The organism is Streptomyces sp. NPDC002018, from assembly GCF_042890865.1.
Lineage (GTDB): Bacteria > Actinomycetota > Actinomycetes > Streptomycetales > Streptomycetaceae > Streptomyces.
The window spans coordinates 278,330-296,812 of the sequence record NZ_JBIASO010000010.1 but is presented as its reverse complement, the minus strand read 5'-3'; the positions used below and the strand labels follow the sequence as shown (position 1 = coordinate 296,812).

At 72.1% G+C, this 18,483-nt stretch carries 17 protein-coding genes; 11 read left to right on the top strand and 6 right to left on the bottom strand.

Features of this window, described 5'->3' with window-relative positions:
- Nucleotides 1-236: 236 nt before the first annotated feature.
- Both ACFYYH_RS19415 and ACFYYH_RS19410 read right to left on the bottom strand, forming a co-directional pair.
- On the bottom strand, nucleotides 237-1,991 hold the full coding sequence (locus tag ACFYYH_RS19415) for a ThuA domain-containing protein (protein ID WP_388552225.1): 1,755 nt from the start codon (nucleotides 1,989-1,991) through the stop codon (nucleotides 237-239).
- Nucleotides 1,992-2,417: 426 nt separating this feature from the next.
- Nucleotides 2,418-3,842, bottom strand: coding sequence for a M20/M25/M40 family metallo-hydrolase (locus tag ACFYYH_RS19410; RefSeq protein WP_388552163.1), 1,425 nt, complete (start codon nucleotides 3,840-3,842; stop codon nucleotides 2,418-2,420).
- Nucleotides 3,843-4,130: 288 nt separating this feature from the next.
- On the opposite strand from ACFYYH_RS19410, the gene ACFYYH_RS19405 reads away from it, so the two are divergent.
- A complete protein-coding gene (locus ACFYYH_RS19405; protein ID WP_388552161.1) occupies nucleotides 4,131-5,267 on the top strand; it encodes a glycoside hydrolase family 19 protein in 1,137 nt (378 codons plus the stop codon).
- 246 nt (nucleotides 5,268-5,513) lie between these two features.
- On the opposite strand, the gene ACFYYH_RS19400 is transcribed toward ACFYYH_RS19405, so the two are convergent.
- A complete protein-coding gene (locus ACFYYH_RS19400) occupies nucleotides 5,514-5,873 on the bottom strand; it encodes an ArsR/SmtB family transcription factor (protein ID WP_388552158.1) in 360 nt (119 codons plus the stop codon).
- 119 nt (nucleotides 5,874-5,992) lie between these two features.
- Nucleotides 5,993-6,196, bottom strand: coding sequence for a hypothetical protein (locus ACFYYH_RS19395; RefSeq protein ID WP_388552228.1), 204 nt, complete (start codon nucleotides 6,194-6,196; stop codon nucleotides 5,993-5,995).
- Here ACFYYH_RS19395 and ACFYYH_RS19390 point away from each other — a divergent pair.
- The 5 genes from ACFYYH_RS19390 (at nucleotide 6,179) to ACFYYH_RS19370 (ending at nucleotide 10,969) form a co-directional block, all read left to right on the top strand.
- Entirely contained in the window at nucleotides 6,179-7,165 is a 987-nt protein-coding gene (locus tag ACFYYH_RS19390) for a cation diffusion facilitator family transporter (RefSeq protein ID WP_388552222.1), read from the top strand. The genes ACFYYH_RS19395 and ACFYYH_RS19390 overlap by 18 nt on opposite strands.
- 91 nt (nucleotides 7,166-7,256) lie before the next feature.
- Nucleotides 7,257-8,459, top strand: a complete 1,203-nt coding sequence (locus tag ACFYYH_RS19385; RefSeq protein ID WP_388552155.1) for a cytochrome P450 — start codon at nucleotides 7,257-7,259, stop codon at nucleotides 8,457-8,459.
- Nucleotides 8,460-8,622: 163 nt separating this feature from the next.
- Nucleotides 8,623-9,303, top strand: coding sequence for an ABC transporter permease (locus ACFYYH_RS19380; RefSeq protein ID WP_388552152.1), 681 nt, complete (start codon nucleotides 8,623-8,625; stop codon nucleotides 9,301-9,303).
- The gene (locus ACFYYH_RS19375; protein WP_388552149.1) at nucleotides 9,300-9,974 is read left to right on the top strand and encodes an ABC transporter permease; all 675 of its coding nucleotides are present in this window, start codon (nucleotides 9,300-9,302) and stop codon (nucleotides 9,972-9,974) included. The genes ACFYYH_RS19380 and ACFYYH_RS19375 overlap by 4 nt, the downstream gene beginning before the upstream one ends.
- Nucleotides 9,971-10,969 (top strand): ABC transporter substrate-binding protein, encoded by a 999-nt coding sequence (locus ACFYYH_RS19370; RefSeq protein WP_388552146.1) that lies wholly within the window; start codon nucleotides 9,971-9,973, stop codon nucleotides 10,967-10,969. Before ACFYYH_RS19375 ends, ACFYYH_RS19370 begins: the two co-directional genes overlap by 4 nt.
- Nucleotides 10,970-11,073: 104 nt before the next feature.
- Here ACFYYH_RS19370 and ACFYYH_RS19365 read toward each other — a convergent pair whose 3' ends face one another.
- Both ACFYYH_RS19365 and ACFYYH_RS19360 read right to left on the bottom strand, forming a co-directional pair.
- Nucleotides 11,074-11,571: a GNAT family N-acetyltransferase gene (locus ACFYYH_RS19365; protein ID WP_388552144.1), complete on the bottom strand. Its 498-nt coding sequence runs from the start codon at nucleotides 11,569-11,571 to the stop codon at nucleotides 11,074-11,076.
- Between the two features lie 123 nt (nucleotides 11,572-11,694).
- The gene (locus ACFYYH_RS19360; RefSeq protein WP_388552142.1) at nucleotides 11,695-12,858 is read right to left on the bottom strand and encodes an ABC transporter ATP-binding protein; all 1,164 of its coding nucleotides are present in this window, start codon (nucleotides 12,856-12,858) and stop codon (nucleotides 11,695-11,697) included.
- Nucleotides 12,859-12,967: 109 nt separating this feature from the next.
- Between ACFYYH_RS19360 and ACFYYH_RS19355 the strand changes: the two genes are divergently transcribed.
- The 5 genes from ACFYYH_RS19355 (at nucleotide 12,968) to ACFYYH_RS19335 (ending at nucleotide 18,389) form a co-directional block, all read left to right on the top strand.
- Nucleotides 12,968-14,266, top strand: a complete 1,299-nt coding sequence (locus ACFYYH_RS19355) for an alpha/beta fold hydrolase (protein ID WP_388552140.1) — start codon at nucleotides 12,968-12,970, stop codon at nucleotides 14,264-14,266.
- Between the two features lie 275 nt (nucleotides 14,267-14,541).
- Nucleotides 14,542-14,811: a DUF5133 domain-containing protein gene (locus ACFYYH_RS19350; RefSeq protein WP_388552138.1), complete on the top strand. Its 270-nt coding sequence runs from the start codon at nucleotides 14,542-14,544 to the stop codon at nucleotides 14,809-14,811.
- A 298-nt stretch (nucleotides 14,812-15,109) separates the two neighbouring features.
- Nucleotides 15,110-16,078, top strand: coding sequence for an NADPH:quinone oxidoreductase family protein (locus ACFYYH_RS19345; protein ID WP_388552136.1), 969 nt, complete (start codon nucleotides 15,110-15,112; stop codon nucleotides 16,076-16,078).
- Complete coding sequence (locus ACFYYH_RS19340; protein WP_388552134.1) at nucleotides 16,075-17,268, top strand: acyl-CoA dehydrogenase family protein; 1,194 nt, start codon at nucleotides 16,075-16,077, stop codon at nucleotides 17,266-17,268. The genes ACFYYH_RS19345 and ACFYYH_RS19340 overlap by 4 nt, the downstream gene beginning before the upstream one ends.
- The gene (locus ACFYYH_RS19335; protein WP_388552132.1) at nucleotides 17,265-18,389 is read left to right on the top strand and encodes an acyl-CoA dehydrogenase family protein; all 1,125 of its coding nucleotides are present in this window, start codon (nucleotides 17,265-17,267) and stop codon (nucleotides 18,387-18,389) included. The genes ACFYYH_RS19340 and ACFYYH_RS19335 overlap by 4 nt, the downstream gene beginning before the upstream one ends.
- Nucleotides 18,390-18,483: the final 94 nt, after the last annotated feature.

Here is an 18,483-nt window from a genome sequence, read left to right as displayed (position 1 = left end):
GGCCGAGCGCGGGTGTGGGGTGACCTTGCCGGCCCGGTGCGCGAGGCCGGCCACACACCTGTGGCCGGCCGGCCGCGCACCGGAGCGGTGAACGAACTACGAGCCGTGAGCGGTGGGGCGGTGGGCGAACGGTGGGGCGGTGAGCGAAGGGTGGGCCGTGGGCCGTGCACGGTGGGCCGTGCGCCGTGCGCCGTGCGCCGTGCGCGGTGGGGCGTGTGGGCGGTGAGGCGGGGCCCTCAGTTCCCGAACACGGCGAGATCCCACAGCGAGTAGCCCCACTGGGTGGCCCGCGCGGTGCCCGCGACCCGTACATAGCGTCCGGTGCCGCTGACCGCGATCACGTCGGTGCCCCCGTCGCCCGCCGTCGTGGTGTTGACGGTGCGCCAGGTCGCGTTGTCCGTCGAGGTCTCGACGGTGTACGCCCTGCCGTAGGCGGTCTCCCAGGTCAGCCGGACCTGCTGGAGGGTACGGACGGAGCCGAGGTCGACAGTGATCGACTGCGGGTCGGAGTAGGCGCTGCTCCAGCGCGTGGCCGGGTCGCCGTCGACGGCGTTGGCGCCCACGTGCGCACTGCCGGGCTCGACGCTGGAGACCGAGACCGGACGGCCCCGCGCCAGGTCGGTGGTCTGTGCCCCGTCCTGTTTGATCCTGATGTTGCGGTAGTTGATGTCCATACCGGCGCCGTCGTTCTGGACGCCGATGTGTCCGAGCGCGATGTCCCGGGTGCTGGTGTACTCGTTGATCTTCACACCGTTGAGATGGATCTCGACCTGGCGGCCGTGCACCGCGATCTCGTAACTGTTCCAGGTTCCGGGCGGGTTGAGCGCGGCGGTCCGTGCCGCCGTGTCCGGTGCTTTGAAGCTGTAGACGCTGCCGGTCGTACGGGACGGATCGGCGTCGGTCGCGTCGATCTGGATCTCATGGCCCGAGTCGACCGGTTTCCACGGATCGCCCTGGGGATCGGGGAAGCCGATGAACACACCGCCGTTGTCGTCGCCCGGCATCATCCAGTCGGCCTTCAGCGAGTAGTCGGCGAAGGGCGTCACCGGGTACCAGAGCAGTCCCATACCGCCGACCGAGGTGAGGGTGCCGTCGGCGAGCGTGAATCCGCCGGGCCCCGCCTGGCGCCAGCGGTCGAGGCTGGCCTGCGTACCGTCGAACAGCGGGGTGTAGCCGTTCTCGGGGCGGCAGTCCGCGGCCCGGGCGCGCGAGGCGGTCTGGATACCGCCGAGCAGCATCGTGGTGAAGGCGGGATCCGCGTACGACTCCTCGGTGTGACCGAGACCGGTGTACCAGGCACGGCCTCCGCGGTAGTCCTGGCACCAGGTGATCGGATGATCGCCCATGCTGCCGCCCGAGTACGAGGACTCGTCCAGGCTCGCGAGCACCTTCACCGCGGAGCGGGGGTTGGCGCGGTAGTTGTACCACTCGTCGGTCCTGGTCCAGCGCTGGGGGAGATGCGCGGTGGAGACGGAGGACCGGTCCTCGACCTTGATGGTCGCCTGCTGGGTGGCGGGATGCGAGGCGAAGTAGGCGCCGACCAGCCCGCCGTACCAGGGCCAGTCGTATTCGGTGTCGGCGGCGGCGTGGACGCCGACATAGCCGCCGCCCGCCCCGACGTACGACTCGAAGGCGGTCTGCTGCGCGGCGTTCAGCACATCGCCGGTGGTCGAGAGCCAGACCACCGCCTGGTACTGCGCCAGATTGGCGGTGGTGAACGCCCCCGGGTCCTCGGTGGCGGTGACGGTGAAGCCGTTGGCCGCGCCGAGCCGCTGGACGGCGGCGATCCCGGCCGGAATCGACGAGTGCCGGAACCCCGCGGTCCTGGAGAACACCAGGACCTTGGAGAGCGGTGCGGCGGCGGGCGCCGCCGCCGGGACGGCAGCGGCGGCGCGGGTGGCGGAAAGGGGGGTGGCGGTGGATACCGGTGCGGCCTGTGGCGCCTGGGGCAGGGCGAGCAGCGACAAGGCCGACAGGACGAGCGCGATCATGGTGCGGGACACAAGGCGCACGATCCAGTCCTCTCTCGGTGCGCCCGGAGGCGCCTGCGGAGGTACGAGTACGTAGCGGAACGAGGCGGAGCGCAGGGGAACGAGGCGGCACGGGCGGCACGGGCAGCACGGTGGCCGCGTCAGACGTAGTGAACATCGGAGGTTTTTAGGGGTCAAGAGAAGGCACCGAACGAGCCCAAGATTGTTTTTGCCATGACAACAATCGCGTCTCCGGCCCAGAAGAATCCGGTTCACCGAGGAGAAGCGGGCGCGGCGATCGCCGGCGAAACCCCAGACCCCGAAACCGAGCGCTGTGATTGATCGGATCTCCATCCGGTCCTGTCCCGGCGCCGGGGGGCACGACAAAGCCGCGCCCGGCCCGGTGCGGGGGCGGGGCGCGGCCGGATGCCGGTCCGGGAGGTCCGGTCAGCGCTGGGGTACGGGGAAGGCCACCGGGCCGCGGAGACCGGCCCGGTTCACGGCGCGGACGCCGAAGAACACATTGTCCTTGGAGAGGTCCACGGTGTGACTCGTCGCGCCGTCGGCCTCGGTCAGATGGGTCCACTCCGGCGCGGTCGTCTCACGCCACACCACCTCGTACCCGGCCAGGTCGGGTTCCGTGCCCGCGTCCCACACCAGCTCGGTGGCGTTGGTCAGGGTGCTGGTCACGATCTTCACCCCGCGCGGAGCGGCCGGGGCCTGGGCGAGGGTCCACAGTGCCGCGCCGTTGACCCGCGCCACCCGGGCGATATAGCCGAAGTCGCAGAACTCGGGGAGGTCTCCGTACTGCCGGCCGTTCTCCACCCGGACGTCCTGGTGCTGGTGCGCGAAGTCCTCGGTCGGTTCGGTGAAGCGGGCGGCCGCGTAACCGCGTTCGAGGAAGGGGATGTGGTCGCCGCCGCGCAGATAGCGGTCACGGCGGTAGATCACCCGGACATTCATGCCCGTGGCGTCGTTGTCCGCGACATCACGGACGAACCGTGCGAGCTGACGGGCCGGCGAATCGTTCTCGCCGCCGACCGAGCGGCGCACGTCGGCCTGCTGGGGTGTCTCCGCGGTGGGCACGCCCTCGGCGAAGAGCCGCACCGTGTACGGGTCGCGGGTGCCGTCGTCGGCCTTGGGGCTGCCGACGATGTCATTGGTGAACATGGCCTGGAGATTCGTGCCCGCGGCCTTGAACCGCTCCGCCATATGGGCCGCCCCGTACAGCCCCTGCTCCTCGCCCGCGACGGCGGCGAAGACGATGGTCGCGGCGGGGCGCCGGCGCGCCATGACCCGGGCCAGTTCCATCGCGACCGCGACCCCGGAGGCGTCGTCGTCGGCGCCCGGCGCGTCGCTCTCCGCGTCCATGACATCGCTGGCGCGCGAGTCGTAGTGGCCGGAGACGACATGGACCCGGTCGGGGTCGACCGAACCGCGCAGGGTGGCGACGACATTGGTGATACGCGTGGCCACCGGGATCCGGGAGGCGGGTTCCTGTATGTACGACTGGAGTTCGACGGTCATCCGGCCGCCGGAGGCCGCCGCGTACCGCTTGAACTCCTCGTATATCCAGTCCCTGGCGGCACCGATACCGCGCTCGGGATCGTCCTGGGTGGAGAGGGTGTGGCGCGTGCCGAAGGCGGCGAGCCGGCGTACGGTCGCCTCGATCCGGTCGCGGTCGATCTCTTTCAGCAGTTCCCGCAACTCCCGGCCGGGGGCCTGGACGGTGGCGGCACGGTCTTCCTTCCCCCGCCCGGCCGGGCCTGTCGCGGGGGCGGCCTGGGCCACGGCGGGCACACCGACCACGGCGCTCGCGACGGTGGCGGACAGGACGGCCCTCCGGGGCATCCCTGTGGGGTGCTGGGGCATGACGGATCCCTTCCACGGCTGCGTCGGTGACACGACACGGGCGGCACCGGCTGGCGTTCCATGGTCATGGACAGGCCAACCGCAGCACAAGGTCGCCGGGTGGTCCGCGCGGACCCGTCATGCCGGTCCGTCAGGCCGCCCGAACCCCTCGGCTCCTGCCCGGGGGAAGGCGCCGGGGCGGCAACCGGCGGCGCTTGTGGGGTACTTGACAAGGTCTAGACCTTCCCCTTCAATCCAAGCGGAACCGTCAGAGGCGCCGTTGGCGCGAAGAGGGGAAAGCAACCGCAGATGCCAAGAAAAACCTTCAGAGGTCTCTCGCTCGCGCGCTCCGCAGTGACCCTCGCTGTCGTCGCGCTTCTCGCCACCCTGTTCGCCGTGCCCGCCTCCGCCGCCGATCCGGTGGGCCGGATCACCGGTCTGGGCGGCAAGTGTGTGGATGTCGCCGGCGGGAGCAGCGCGAACGGCACTCCCGTACAGCTCTACGACTGCAACGGCAGCGCCGCGCAGAACTGGACCGTCGCCGGTGACGGCACGCTGCGCGCGCTGGGCAAGTGTCTGGACATCGTCAACCGCAGCACCGCCGACGGCGCGCTCGTCCAGCTCTGGGACTGCGGCGGCGGCGCGAACCAGCAGTGGGTCGTCAACTCCGCCCGTGACATCGTCAACCCGCAGGCCAACAAGTGCCTGGACATCAGGGACCGCAGCACCGCCAACGGCGCCCTGCTCCAGATCTGGACCTGCACGGGCCAGACGAACCAGAAGTGGACGGCGGCCGGCACCAGCGGTGGCGGCAACCCGCCGGCCGGTGGCTTCGTCGTCAGCGAGAGCCAGTTCAACCAGATGTTCCCGGGCCGGAATCCCTTCTACACGTACAGCGGGCTGACCGCGGCGCTGAGCGCGTACCCCGGTTTTGCGAACTCCGGCAGTGACACGGTGAAGCGGCAGGAGGCGGCGGCGTTCCTGGCCAATGTCAGTCATGAGACCGGTGGTCTGGTCCATGTGGTGGAGCAGAACACCGCGAACTACCCGCACTACTGCGACCCCAGTCAGTCGTACGGCTGCCCGGCGGGTCAGGCGGCGTACTACGGGCGTGGGCCGATCCAGTTGAGCTGGAACTTCAACTACAAGGCGGCGGGGGACGCGCTCGGTATCAATCTGCTGGCGGACCCGTGGCGGGTCGAGCGTGAGTCGGCCGTGGCCTGGAAGACCGGGCTGTGGTACTGGAACACGCAGAACGGGCCGGGGACGATGACGCCGCACAATGCCATGGTGAATCAGGCGGGCTTCGGTCAGACGATCCGTTCCATCAACGGTTCGCTGGAGTGCGACGGGCGCAACCCGGCGCAGGTCCAGAGCCGGATCAACAACTACCAGCGCTTCGTCCAGATCCTGGGCGTCGGTCCCGGCAACAACCTCTCCTGCTGACGACTGTCCGCTGACGGGCCGCCGGGCCGGTCCACGACGACCACGGCTGCCACCCCCCACCAGGTGCGCGGTTCCGGAACCCCCGGAACCGCGCACCGCGCCGTTCGGGCCCACGCGCCGTTCGGGGCCCGCGCGCCCCGCGTCGGCCGCGTGGCGGCGCGGGAGCGCCATGAGCGGCCGGCCCGGCCCGGCGCGTCGAGGTCCGGTGTGCCGAGGTCCGGCGCGCCGCGCCCGGCGGGATTCCCGTCAGTCGTGGGGCGGAGTCCCCGTCACCAGATGGTCGGCGTGGTTGAGCGCCTCGATCGCCAGCCTCCGCAGATGGCCGTCCCGCAGCGTGTACACCGAGCGCCGGCCGTCCTTGCGCACCTGGACCAGTCCCGCGAGCCGCAGCTTCGCCAGATGCTGGCTGACCGCGGGGCGGGCCGCCCCGCAGATGTCGGTGAGGGTGTTCACATCGGCTTCGCCCTGGGTCAGGGACCACACCAGGTGGAGCCGGGTGGGGTCGGCGAGCAGGGCGAAGACGCCGGCCGCCGCGTCGAACTGCGGGGCGCCTGGAGTGTGCCGTTGCGACTCGGGCGCAACTGAGGGCGGATTGCTCGCTGGCATCTCCCCATCGTAGGACCCCGGCGACGGCCACCGGCTCGACAGGTGCATTGGTGCGCGCTTAAATACCAATGAGGGGCGGCGCGGATCCGTGGTGCCCGTCCCTCCCGGTGACACTCCCGTCAGGAGGGCCATACGTGAACGAGCGTCATCCGCACCCCCGTCCTGCGGCGCCGGGCCAGGACCGCCCGCACCCCCATGAGCACGCACACCCTCATGAGCACCCGCACCCCCATGACCACCCGGCCCCTCATGACCACGCGCACTCCGACGACCATCCGCACGGCCAGGTCCATGGCCGAGGCCGGCTGTCGCGTCTGCGGCATCGGCTCTCGCATCTGCTGACACCGCACTCCCACGAGGCGTCGGACAAGGTGGACTCCGCCATGGAGTCGTCGGCCGCCGGGATGCGCGCCCTGTGGATCTCCCTGGCCGTCCTGGGGGTGACCGCGCTCCTCCAGGTCGTCGTGGTCGTCATATCCGGTTCCGTGGCCCTGCTCGGGGACACCGTCCACAACTTCGCGGACGCGATGACCGCGCTGCCCCTGGGCGTGGCGTTCGTCCTCGGCCGGCGCGCGGCGACACGCCGGTACACCTACGGCTACGGCCGCGCCGAGGACCTGGCGGGCCTCGCCATCGTGCTCACCATCGCCGCGTCGGCGGCGCTCACGGCGTACCAGGCCGTCGGCCGGCTCCTCGACCCGCGTGACATCTCCCATCTCGGTATCGTCGCCCTCGCCGCCGTCGTCGGATTCATCGGCAACGAGTGGGTCGCCCGCTACCGCATCCGCGTCGGCAGGAGGATCGGCTCGGCCGCGCTGGTCGCCGACGGCCTGCACGCCAGGACCGACGGCTTCACCTCGCTGGCCGTCCTGCTGGGCGCGGGCGGCGCCGCCATCGGCTGGCGATGGGCCGACCCGGTCGTGGGCCTGCTGATCACCGCCGCCATTCTGCTGGTGCTCAAGGACGCCTGCCGCGAGGTCTTCCGGCGGGTGATGGACTCCGTCGACCCCGTACTGATCGATACGGGCGAGGCCGCCGCGCGGGCGGTCCCCGGCGTCCTGTCGGTGACCGGTCTGCGGATGCGCTGGATCGGTCACCGACTGCGGGCCGAGGTCACCGTGGAGGTCGACGGCGCCCTGAACGTCCGGGCCGCGCACGATGTGGCCGTCGAGGTCGAACACGCCCTGCTGCACTCCGTGCACCGGCTCACCGCCGCACTGGTGCACACCGATCCGGCCGCCGCGTCCGGCACCGAGGACCCCCACCGGAAACTGGCCCACCACGCGGCCTGAGCCGCCGGGGCCCCGGCCGGCGAGGTCCCGCTCCCCTGAGCGGCCCCCGCCCCTCTGGTTCCCCGTCCGACCTGCCGGTTACCGTCCTGGGATGTCTGACTTCGATCCCTCGTCGTCCGCGTTCCTCGCCGACCCCTACCCTGCCTACGCCGAGCTGCGGGCCCGTGGCCGGGCGCACTACTACGAGCCCAGCGACCAGTGGCTCGTCCCGCACCACGCGGATGTGTCGGCGCTGCTGCGGGACCGGCGGCTCGGCCGTTCCTACGGGCACCGGTTCACCCACGAGGAGTTCGGCAGGACCCCGCCGCCGCCCGGCCATGAACCCTTCCACGAGCTGAACGACCACGGGATGCTGGAGCTGGAGCCGCCGGACCACACCCGTATCCGGCGGCTGGTGTCGAAAGCCTTCACCCCGCGCACGGTCGAGCGGCTCAAGCCGTATGTGCGGGACCTGGCGGCCGAACTGGCCGGGCGGCTCGTGGCGGAGGGCGGCGGCGATCTGCTGACCACCGTCGCCGAGCCCCTGCCGGTCGCCGTCATAGCGGAGATGCTCGGGGTCCCCGGCGCGGACCGCCCGCTGCTGCGGCCGTGGTCGGCGGCGATCTGCGCGATGTACGAGCTGAACCCGGCGGAGGAGACGGCCCGCCGCGCGGTCACCGCCTCGCTGGAGTTCTCCGCGTATCTGCGGGAACTGATCGCGGTACGGCGCGAGAAGCCGGGCGAGGACCTGATCTCGGGGCTGATCGCCGCCCATGACGACGGGGAGAAGCTGACCGAGGCCGAGATGGTCGCCACCTGCGCGCTGCTGCTGAACGCCGGGCACGAGGCGACGGTCAACGCCACCGTCAACGGCTGGCACGCGCTCTTCCGCCACCCCGCGCGACTCGCCGCCCTGCGGGCCGACCGGACCCTCGTGCCCACCGCCGTCGAGGAGCTGATGCGCTACGACACACCGCTCCAGCTCTTCGAACGCTGGGTGCTCGAACCGGTCGAGATCGGCGGCACCACCATCCCGCGCGGCGCCGAGGTCGCGCTCCTCTTCGGCTCCGCCAACCACGACCCGGCGGTCTTCGGCGCCCCCGGCGAGCTGGACCTGGCCCGCCGCGACAACCCCCACATCTCCTTCAGCGCGGGCATCCACTACTGCATCGGCGCCCCGCTGGCCCGTATCGAGCTGGCGGCGTCCATGACCGCGCTGCTCGACCTCGCGCCCGGACTGAGCCCGGCCGGGGAACCCCTCCGCAAGCCCAACTTCGTCATCCGGGGGCTGGAAGGACTGCCGGTCACGGTATGAGCGGCCCGGCCGCCCGCGCCGTAGCGCGGTCAAGCCGTAAAGCCGTAAAGCCGTAGCGCCGTCACGCGGTAGCGCCGTAGCGCCGTACGCATGGCCGGGCCCGTGGCCCCGTACGGTCCAACACGACGCGCGGTCACCCGTTCCGCGAGGCTGCAATGGACGGGTGACCGCGCCTCCGGACGACTGCCTCGCGCGCAATGAGTGGATCTGCGGCGCCTATCTCACCAGCCGCCGCCAGATCCTCTGGAACGCGGTGCTCGAACACCTCGAACTGACCTTCCTCGCCATTCTCCTGGGCCTGCTGATCGCCGTTCCCCTCGCTCTCGCGGCCCGCCGCTGGAGCTGGCTCGGTGGACCCGTGCTCGGTATCACCACCGTCCTCTACACCATCCCCTCGCTCGCGATGTTCTCCCTCCTGCTGCCGCTCTACGGACTGTCGGCCTCGCTGGTCGTCGCCGGGCTGGTGCTGTACTCGCTGACCCTGCTCGTACGGAACATGCTGGCCGGACTGCGCGCGGTGCCCGAGGAGACCCGGCAGGCGGCGCGCGGTCTGGGATACGGACCGCTGCGGCTGCTGCTCGCCGTCGAGGTGCCGCTCGCCCTGCCCGCTGCCATGGCCGGGCTGCGGATCGCGACCGTCTCGGCCGTCTCGCTCGTCACCGTCGGCGCGATCGTGGGCCACGGCGGGCTCGGCAACCTCATCTACGCCGGAATGAACACCTTCTTCAAGGCACAGGTGCTCACCGCCTCCGTCCTCTGTGTCCTCATCGCCGTCCTCGCCGATCTGCTGCTGCTCGGACTCCAGCGGCTGCTCACGCCCTGGATGAGGGCGGCACGCACATGAACACACTGTCCGCCGCCTGGTCCTGGCTCACCAGCGCCGCGCACTGGTCGGGCCCCGACGGCATCTGGCACCGGCTTGGCGAGCACCTCTTCCTCACCGTCGTCTGTCTCGCCCTCAGCTCCGCCGTCGCACTGCCCGTCGCCCTGGTGCTGGGCCATCTCGGCCGGGGAGGCGCCCTGGCGGTCAATGTCTCCAACGCCGGGCGGGCCGTCCCCACCTTCGCCGTCCTCGTCCTGCTGCTGCTCACCCCCATCGGTACCTACGGGGACTGGCCGACGATCATCGCGCTGGTGCTGTTCGCGATCCCGCCCCTGCTCACCAACGCCTATGTCGGGATACGGGGGGTCGACCGCGATGTCGTACAGGCGGCCCGGGGCATGGGGATGACCGGCGGTCAGCTCCTGCGGCGGGTCGAGGTGCCGCTCGCGCTGCCGCTGATCCTCACCGGGGTACGGATCGCCGCCGTACAGCTCGTGGCCACCGCCACGCTCGCCGCGCTGGTGGGCGGCGGCGGGCTCGGCCGGATCATCACCGCCGGATTCAATCTCGCGGACACCGCGCAGGTGGTCGCGGGCGCGGTGCTCGTGGCCGTGTTCGCGCTGCTGGTCGAGGCGGTGTTCGAGACGGTGCGGCGGCTGAGCCCGCGGTGGGCCAGGGAGGGCGCCGGATGAGCGGCCGGACGAGCGGTTGGACGGGGCGCGGGACGGGGCGCGGGACGGGAACGGTCCGTACCGCCGTGGCCGTCGGCCTGCTGCTGACCGTCGTCTCCTGCACCACGGGACCGTCCCTGGAGCACCGGGGCGAGATCACCGCGCCGCCCGGCGACAGCAGCCATCTGACCATCGGCTCGGCCGGCTTCACCGAGAGCGATCTGCTCGCCCAGATGTACGCGCTCCTGCTGGGCCGGGCGGGCTACCACACCCGTATCCTCTCGGTCACCAACCGGGAGATCTACGAACCGGCCCTGGAGAGCGGCCAGATCGATGTCGTCCCCGAGTACGCGGCCACCTTCGCGGACTGGCTGAACACCAGGGCCCACGGCCCCGGTGCCCGGCCCGTCGGCTCGCCCGATCTGGCCGCGACGATGAGGGCGCTGCGCGCGCTGGCCGCTCCGCGCGGGCTCACCGTCCTCGACCCCGGCCGGGCCGTCGACCAGAACGCCTTCGCCGTCGCCGCCTCGTACGCCGCCAAGCACCGGCTGCGCACGCTCAGCGACCTGGGCGCGTCCGGGCTGCCCGTGCGACTGGCCGCGGGCGACGAATGCGTCGAGCGGCCCTACTGCGAGCCGGGGCTGAGAAAGACGTACGGCATCGACATCACCGCTGTCGACCCCAAGGGCGTCGGCACGACGCCGGCCAAGAAGGCCGTACAGGACGGCCAGGACCAGATGGTGCTGACCACGACCACCGATGCCACGCTCGACCAGTTCGGCCTGGTGCTCCTCGCCGACGACAAGCATCTCCAGAACGCCGACTACATCGTCCCGGTCGTCAACCGCTCCCGGGCCGGCGCCGCGGGTGTCACCCGGGCGCTGGACAAGCTGAACACCGTACTGACGACCAGGGACCTGGCGTCGATGAACGAGCAGGTGGACAGTTGGCGACGCCTGCCCGAGGACGTCGCCGGGGCGTATCTGACGTCGAAGGGACTGCTCCCGTCGCCCTGAACTCGCACTGAACTCGCGCTGAACTCGCGCTGCACTCGCCCGGAAGCCGCGCTGAAGCCGCGCTGACCGGGCCCGCGCCCCGCCGGTCTCAGCCCCCGCCGGTCTCAGCCCCCGCCGGTCGCGGCGACCGCACCCGCCCGGAGTTCGGCGACCACCTCGTCGTCCTCGACGGCCCCCGTCGGCCGGAATCCCAGCGAGGTGTAGAGTCGTCCGGCCGCGGTGTTGCCGGGGTGGTACGACAGCCGGATCACCTGGCAGTCCTCCCGCGCCGCCAGCCAGCCGGCGAGGGTGCGCAGCACAGCGCGTCCGACCCCTCTGCCCTGCTCGGCGCCGTCGATCAGCATCCCCCCGACCCAGTACGAGCCGTCCTCGTCCCTGCCCCACATGACATGTCCGACGACGAGGCCGTCGGCGTGCACCGCGAGCGACGTCCACACGTCCTCGTACAGCGAGAGCAGAAGGTAGCGAGCCGCCAGGGCGGGGACACGGGCGCGCTGGTCGTCCCTCGGCGCGATGTCCGCGACGGCGCGCCAGTTCTCGCCGTCCACCTCGCGCAGGACGACATGACGCCCCGCCCCGTCCAGAAGCCCGTGATCGATCATCGGGCCAGGCTAAGAGCCGGACGCTCGGCGGGCGAGCGAATTGTTCGCGGGCCACCGCGCCCCCCCACGCGACGGCGTGCCGCCCCAGGTGAAACCGGGCCGCCAAGGGTCACGGGACGGCCCTCAGGCGTCCGACACCGAGTCGAAGTCCACCTCGCTCCGGCCGACACCCCGCGCGTCCGCGTCCACGGAACGGCGCAGCGCCTCATGGAGCTTCGCCGGGGTCAGGACGCCGAGGAAGCGCTCCCCGTCCAGGACCGCCACCCAGCCCGCGTCGTGCTGGAGCATCTCGCCGAACGCCTGCTTCAACGGTGAGCCCAGCGGCACCCAGGCCTCCATACGGCGGGTCAGGGCGCCGACGGAACCCCGCTCACCCGCCTCGGTCAGCGTGTCCGCGGCGACCCAGCCGTGGAGTTCGCCGCCGGCGCCCAGGACCACGGCCCAGCGGGCCCCCTGGGCGCGCATCCGGGCCGCCGCGTCCCGGGCCGGCTCATCGGTCCTGGCGATCGGGGGCTCCTCCAGGTCCGCCGGTTCCACGGCTGTCACCGAGAGCCGTTTCAGCCCCCGGTCGGCGCCGACGAAACGGGCCACATACGGGGTCGCGGGAGCGCCGAGGACCGTGGCAGGGCTGTCGTACTGCTCGATGTGCCCCTCCCCGTACACCGCGATGCGGTCGCCCATCCGCACCGCCTCCTCGATGTCGTGCGTCACCAGCAGCACGGTCTTGCGCAGGGCACTCTGGAGCTTCAGGAACTCGTTCTGGAGCCGCTCGCGCACCACGGGGTCCACCGCGCCGAACGGCTCGTCCATCAGCAGCACCGGGGGATCGGCGGCCAGGGCGCGCGCCACCCCCACCCGCTGGCGCTGCCCGCCCGACAACTGCGCCGGATAGCGCGGACCGTAGGTGGCGGGGTCGAGCCCCACCAGGTCGAGCAGCTCGGCCGCCCGCGCACGGGCCTTCGCCCGCTTCCAGCCGGTCAGGGCGGGCACGGTCGCGGTGTTGTCGAGGACCGTCCGGTGCGGAAACAGTCCGCCCTGCTGGATGACATAGCCGATACGGCGGCGCAGCGCGACCGGATCGACGCCCGAGATGTCGCGGTCCTCGACGAGGATCCGGCCCGAGGTCGGCTCGATCAGCCGGTTCACCATCATCATCGTGGTCGTCTTGCCGCACCCCGAGGGCCCCACCAGCGTCACCAGTTCCCCCTCGGCCACCTCGAAGGACAGATCCCGTACGGCGGCCGTCCCGTCCGGATAGACCTTGGTGACCTCCTCGAAGCGGATCATTCCCTCACGCTAGAAGCGGCCGGGGCCCCGCGCGACCGCTCGTGACCCGTGTGCTGAACTGTCCGCCGTGACCGCCCCCGGCGGGGGGCGAGCGAGAACAGGAGCACCCGTGACCAGCTACCGCCAGCCCGGCGTCGTCCTCACCGACCACCACTTCTCGGTCCCGCTGGACCACGACGACCCGTCGGGGGAGCGGATCGAGCTCTTCGCACGTGAGGTCGTCGCGAGCGCGAAGGCGGACGCGGACCTGCCCTGGCTGCTGTACCTGGAGGGCGGTCCCGGCTTCGGCGTCCGCCGGTTCACCGGACGGCAGGCCTGGCTGGGCCGGGCGCTCCAGGAGTTCCGGGTGCTCCTCCTGGACCAGCGCGGCACCGGTCTCTCCACCCCGGCCAACCGGCAGACACTGCCCCTGCGCGGCGGCCCCCGCGAGCAGGCCGGCTATCTGGCCCATTTCCGCGCCGACTCGATCGTGCGCGACTGCGAGACCGTCCGGCGGGAGCTGACCGGTGGCGCCCCCTGGACCGTGCTCGGCCAGAGCTTCGGCGGCTTCTGCGCCACCCACTACCTCTCCACCGCCCCGGAGGGCCTGCGGACCGTACTGATCACCGGCGGACTGCCCTCCCTGGACGCCACCGCCGACGAGGTCTACCGCGCCGCCTATCCGCGGATCGCCCGCAAAGTGGAGGCCCACTACGCCCGTTATCCGCAGGACATCGGCAGGGCGCGCCGGATCGCGGAGCACCTCGCCGAGCACCGGACCGTGCTCCCCGGCGGATACACCCTGACCCCCGAGGCGTTCCAGTCCCTCGGCATCCTGCTCGGCGGCGGGGACGGCAGCCATCAGCTCCACTATCTGCTGGAGAACGCCTTCGTCCGCACCGACCGGGGCCCGGCGCTCTCCGACGCGTTCCAGGAGGGCGTGGCGTCGGCACTCTCGTACGCGGGACACCCGCTGTACGCCGTGCTCCACGAGGCGATCTACGCCCAGGACGGCCGGCCCACCGACTGGGCGGCCGAGCGGGTCCGCGGCGAGTTCGCCCGCTTCGACGCGGCCAAGACACTCGCGGGGGAAGGCCCGTTGTACTTCACCGGCGAGACCATCCACCCCTGGCACTTCGAGGCGGACCCCGCGCTGCGCCCGCTGCGTGAGACCGCCGGACTGCTCGCCGCCCGTACCGACTGGCCCGCCCTCTACGACACCGCCCGGCTCGCCGCCAACGAGGTGCCGGTCGCCGCCATCGTCTACCACGACGACATGTACGTCGACACGGAGCACTCCCTGCGCACCGCGCGGGCGATCCGCGGGCTGCGGACCTGGGTGACGGACGAGTACGAGCACGACGGCCTGCGCGCGGGCGCCCCGCGCGTGCTGGACCGGCTGCTGGCGCTGGCACGGGGCGAGGACTGAACCCCCGCCCGGAGGGACTGAGCCCCTGCCCGGAGGGACTGAGCGCCCGCCCGGAGGGACTGAGCGCCCGCCCGGAGGACTGAGCCCGCGCCCGGAGCTGTCGTACGGTGCGTGCGCGACCGCTCCGCCGGAGGGGTGACCCCGGGTCCGGCCGGTCCCTCTCCGCGGGTCCGTCCCGGTCCGCCGGCCTTCGCCGAGCGGACCGGGCACGGCAGGGGGAGAATGACGTTCTGGGGACTTGTTTCGCGCTGCGCGCGATGCGGGAGGTGGTGGACATGCTGCTGCCGGACAGACATCTGGTCGCTGATCTGCTGGCCCGTTACCGGGCGTGGGAACGGCTGGTCCTCGCCGACCCGCTCGACGAGACGACCCGGGGGCGGTTCGAGGATGTCGCGTACACCCTCTGTGTCCTCATGGGACAGCGCACCGCGCGCGAGGCGATCTGGCACGCGGAGACGTATCTGCGCAGGACCCGGCCGGTGCCGATCTTTCCGGGCGGAACGGAACCCGTCGGGCCGGGGATACGCGAGATCAGCGCGGAGTGACCGGCGCGGGGCGGCCGGGGTGACCGGGGTGACCGGGGCGGCCGGCGGGGCGATCGTGGGGGAGTGACCGGGACCGCCGGACCGGCCGGGCGCGGGCGCCGGGCCGGGCCTGGGCTCTTCAGCGGGCGCCCGGAACCAGGGACCGGAAAACCGGGGATCGGAGCCAGGAGCCAGGGGCCAAGGGCCAGGGCCCCGGGGCCAGGAGCGGGAGACCCGTGGTCCGGCTGTTCCCACGATGGCAAGCGACCGCTTAGTATGCGGTCGACGTGCGGTACCGCCCATCGTGTGGAGGCCCTGGATGCAAGCATGGCGAGTGCACCGGAACGGCGAGCCGGGCGAGGTGATGCGGCTCGAAGAGGTGGAGCGTCCGGAGGCCGCCGACGGCCAGGTGCCGTTGCGCGTCCTGGCCGCGAACATCAACTTCCCGGACGTACTGATCTGCCGCGGCCACTACCAGGTACGGCCGCCGCTGCCGTTCACCCCGGGTGTGGAGATCTGCGGGGAGACCGAGGACGGACGACGGGTCATCGCCACCGCCGCCCTGCCGTACGGCGGTCTGTCCGCGTACGCGATCGCCGACCGCACCGCCGTGTTCCCCGCGCCGGAGGTCCTGGACGACGCCGAGGCCGCCGCCCTGCACATCGGCTATCAGACGGGCTGGTTCGGACTGCACCGGCGTGCGCGTCTGCGGGCGGGGGAGACCCTGCTCGTCCACGCGGCGGCCGGCGGGGTCGGCAGCGCCGCCGTACAGCTCGGCAAGGCGGCGGGAGCCACCGTCATCGGTGTCGTCGGAGGCCGGGACAAGGCGCGGGTGGCCCGCGAGCTGGGCTGTGACCTGGTGGTCGACCGCCGTACGGACGACTTCGTCGCGGCCGTCAAGGAGGCCACCGGCGGCCGGGGCGCGGATGTCGTGTACGACCCGGTGGGCGGCGAGGCCTTCGCCGGGTCCACCAAGTGCGTCGCCTTCGAGGGCCGCGTCGTCGTCGTGGGCTTCGCGAGCGGCGCCGTCCCCAGCCCCGCCCTCACCCACGCGCTGCTGAAGAACTACTCGATCATGGGCCTGCACTGGGGCCTCTACGCGCGCGAGGACCCGGCGGCGGTGGCCGCCTGCCACGAGGAGCTGACCGCGCTCGCGGCCCGGGGCGTGATCAAACCGCTCATCAGTGAGCGGGTACCAATGAAGGGCGCGGCCGACGCCGTCCAGCGGGTCGCCGACGGTGTCACCACCGGCCGGGTCGTGGTCCTCCCGGAAGGCGCGACCCGATGACCGACGCCGCCCGACTGCGCTCCCTCACCCGGAAGTTGCTGGACGAGCACCCGCCGGCCGCCACCGGCCGCACCGACTTCCTCAGGGCGCGTTTCGACGCCGGACTCGCCTGGGTGCACTATCCGGCCGGACTCGGCGGACTGGACGCGCCGCGCTCCCTCCAGGCCGTCGTGGACGCCGAGTTGGCCGCGGCGGGCGCTCCCGACAACGAGCCGCGGCGGATCGGCATCGGTCTCGGCATGGCCGCGCCGACGATCCTGCGGTACGGCACCCGGGAACAGCGGGAGCGCTTCCTGCGGCCCCTGTGGACCGGCGAGGAGGTGTGGTGCCAGCTCTTCAGCGAGCCGGGCGCCGGCTCGGACCTCGCCGCCCTCGCCACCCGCGCCGTACGCGAAGGCGGCTCCGCCGGCGGCGACTGGATCGTCAACGGCCAGAAGGTGTGGACCTCCAGCGCGCATCTCGCCCGCTGGGCCATCCTCCTCGCCCGTACCGATCCGGAGCTGCCCAAGCACCGGGGCATCAGCTACTTCCTCTGCGATATGACCGACCCCGGGATCGAGGTCCGGCCTCTGCGCCAGATCACCGGCGAGGCCGAGTTCAACGAGGTCTTCCTCACCGATGTCCGTATCCCCGACGCGCACCGGCTGGGCGAGGTGGGCGAGGGCTGGAAGGTGGCCAGGACCACGCTGATGAACGAGCGGGTCTCCATCGGCGGCGCCCGGCTGCCGCGCGAGGGCGGCATGATCGGCCCGCTCGTCGGCACCTGGCGCGAGCGCCCCGAGCTGCGCACCCACGATCTGCATCAGCGGCTGCTCACGCTCTGGGTGGAGGCCGAGGTGGCCCGGCTCACCGGGGAGCGGCTGCGCCAGCAGCTCGTCGCGGGGCAGCCCGGTCCCGAAGGCAGTGGAATGAAGCTCGCGTTCGCCCGGCTCAATCAGGAGATCAGCGGACTGGAGGTCGAACTCCTCGGCGAGGAAGGCCTGTTGTACTCCGACTGGACCCTGCGCAGGCCCGAGCTGGTGGACTTCACCGGACGCGACGCCGGTTACCGCTATCTGCGCGCGAAGGGCAACTCCATCGAGGGCGGTACGAGCGAAGTACTGCTGAACATCGTCGCGGAGCGGGTCCTCGGACTGCCCCCCGAGCCGCGCGACGACAAGGACGTCGCCTGGAAGGAACTGACACGATGACGACGCGGTCGAGCATGCCCGAGGCTTCCCCCGATCTGCTCTACTCCGACATCGAGGACGATCTGCGGGCGGCCGTACGGTCCCTGCTGACCGACCGCCACGATGTGCCGGCGGCGCTGCTGCGCGCCGAGTCAGGCGACCCGTACGACCCGGAACTGTGGACCGCGCTCACCGCGGGGATCGGGGTGTCGGGGCTGCTCGTCCCCGAGAAGCTCGGCGGCCAGGGCGCGGGCCCGCGCGAGGCCGCCGTCGTACTGGAGGAGCTGGGCCGCACCGTCACGGCGGCGCCGTTCCTCACCAGTTCGGTGATCGCGACCGAGACGCTGCTCGCCTGCGACGGGGAGAGCACGGAGAGCACGGATGTCGCGGGGCTGCTCACCGCGCTCGCCCACGGTCACCGGGTCGCGGTGCTCGCCGTACCGCTCACCACCGCCCCGGACGGCCCCCTCCCCGTCGGCGCGGGGACGATCACCGGTGTCGCCGACGCGATCCGCGCCGATGTCCTGCTGGTGCTGGAGGACGACGGGCTGTACGCGGTCGAGACGGCCTCGCCGGGGGTGACCGTCGAGCCCCTGACCCCGCTCGATCTGACCAGGCCGCTCGCCGCGGTCACCGTCGGCCCCACCGCGGGGCTGCGGATCGCCGCGCCGCCCGTGGCGGAGGCCGCCGTACGCCGCGGGCTGCTGGCCGGAGCCGGGCTGCTCGCCTCCGAGCAGCTGGGGATCGCCGAGTGGTGTCTGGAGGAGACCGTCGGACACACCCGTGAGCGGCGTCAGTTCAACCGTCCCGTCGGGTCCTTCCAGGCGCTCAAGCACCGGATGGCGCAGCTCTGGCTGGAGATCGTCTCGGCCCGCGCCGCCGCGCGCAACGCGGCCGACGCGCTGGCCACCGGCAGTGCCGACGCGCCGCTCGCGGTGGCCCTCGCCCAGGCGTACTGCGGACGGGTCGCCGTCCACGCCGCCGAGGAGTGCGTCCAGCTCCACGGCGGGATCGGGATGACCTGGGAACACCCCGCGCATCTCGCACTCAAGCGCGCCAAGTCCGATGAGATCGCGCTGGGTTCACCGGGCCGGCACAAGGAGACACTGGCGGCGCTCGCGGGTCTGCCGGGACCCCGGTAGCGGCCCCGGCCAGGACCCCTGGACAGGCCCCTTCTGACGTACGCGCACAAATGGCACCGCCGGCACAAATGGCACCGCCGGCACAAACGGCACC

What these genes read in the sequence shown, in the direction of transcription:
- ACFYYH_RS19405 (WP_388552161.1), top strand. Translation starts at nt 4,131, where the DNA reads ATGCCAAGAAAAACCTTCAGAGGTCTCTCGCTCGCGCGCTCCGCAGTG.
- ACFYYH_RS19385 (WP_388552155.1), top strand. Translation starts at nt 7,257, where the DNA reads ATGTCTGACTTCGATCCCTCGTCGTCCGCGTTCCTCGCCGACCCCTAC.
- ACFYYH_RS19360 (WP_388552142.1), bottom strand. Translation starts at nt 12,858, where the DNA reads ATGATCCGCTTCGAGGAGGTCACCAAGGTCTATCCGGACGGGACGGCC.
- ACFYYH_RS19340 (WP_388552134.1), top strand. Translation starts at nt 16,075, where the DNA reads ATGACCGACGCCGCCCGACTGCGCTCCCTCACCCGGAAGTTGCTGGAC.
- ACFYYH_RS19370 (WP_388552146.1), top strand. Translation starts at nt 9,971, where the DNA reads ATGAGCGGCCGGACGAGCGGTTGGACGGGGCGCGGGACGGGGCGCGGG.
- ACFYYH_RS19415 (WP_388552225.1), bottom strand. Translation starts at nt 1,991, where the DNA reads ATGATCGCGCTCGTCCTGTCGGCCTTGTCGCTGCTCGCCCTGCCCCAG.
- ACFYYH_RS19350 (WP_388552138.1), top strand. Translation starts at nt 14,542, where the DNA reads ATGCTGCTGCCGGACAGACATCTGGTCGCTGATCTGCTGGCCCGTTAC.
- ACFYYH_RS19375 (WP_388552149.1), top strand. Translation starts at nt 9,300, where the DNA reads ATGAACACACTGTCCGCCGCCTGGTCCTGGCTCACCAGCGCCGCGCAC.
- ACFYYH_RS19395 (WP_388552228.1), bottom strand. Translation starts at nt 6,196, where the DNA reads ATGCCGCAGACGCGACAGCCGGCCTCGGCCATGGACCTGGCCGTGCGG.
- ACFYYH_RS19335 (WP_388552132.1), top strand. Translation starts at nt 17,265, where the DNA reads ATGACGACGCGGTCGAGCATGCCCGAGGCTTCCCCCGATCTGCTCTAC.
- ACFYYH_RS19410 (WP_388552163.1), bottom strand. Translation starts at nt 3,842, where the DNA reads ATGCCCCAGCACCCCACAGGGATGCCCCGGAGGGCCGTCCTGTCCGCC.
- ACFYYH_RS19345 (WP_388552136.1), top strand. Translation starts at nt 15,110, where the DNA reads ATGCAAGCATGGCGAGTGCACCGGAACGGCGAGCCGGGCGAGGTGATG.
- ACFYYH_RS19365 (WP_388552144.1), bottom strand. Translation starts at nt 11,571, where the DNA reads ATGATCGATCACGGGCTTCTGGACGGGGCGGGGCGTCATGTCGTCCTG.
- ACFYYH_RS19400 (WP_388552158.1), bottom strand. Translation starts at nt 5,873, where the DNA reads ATGCCAGCGAGCAATCCGCCCTCAGTTGCGCCCGAGTCGCAACGGCAC.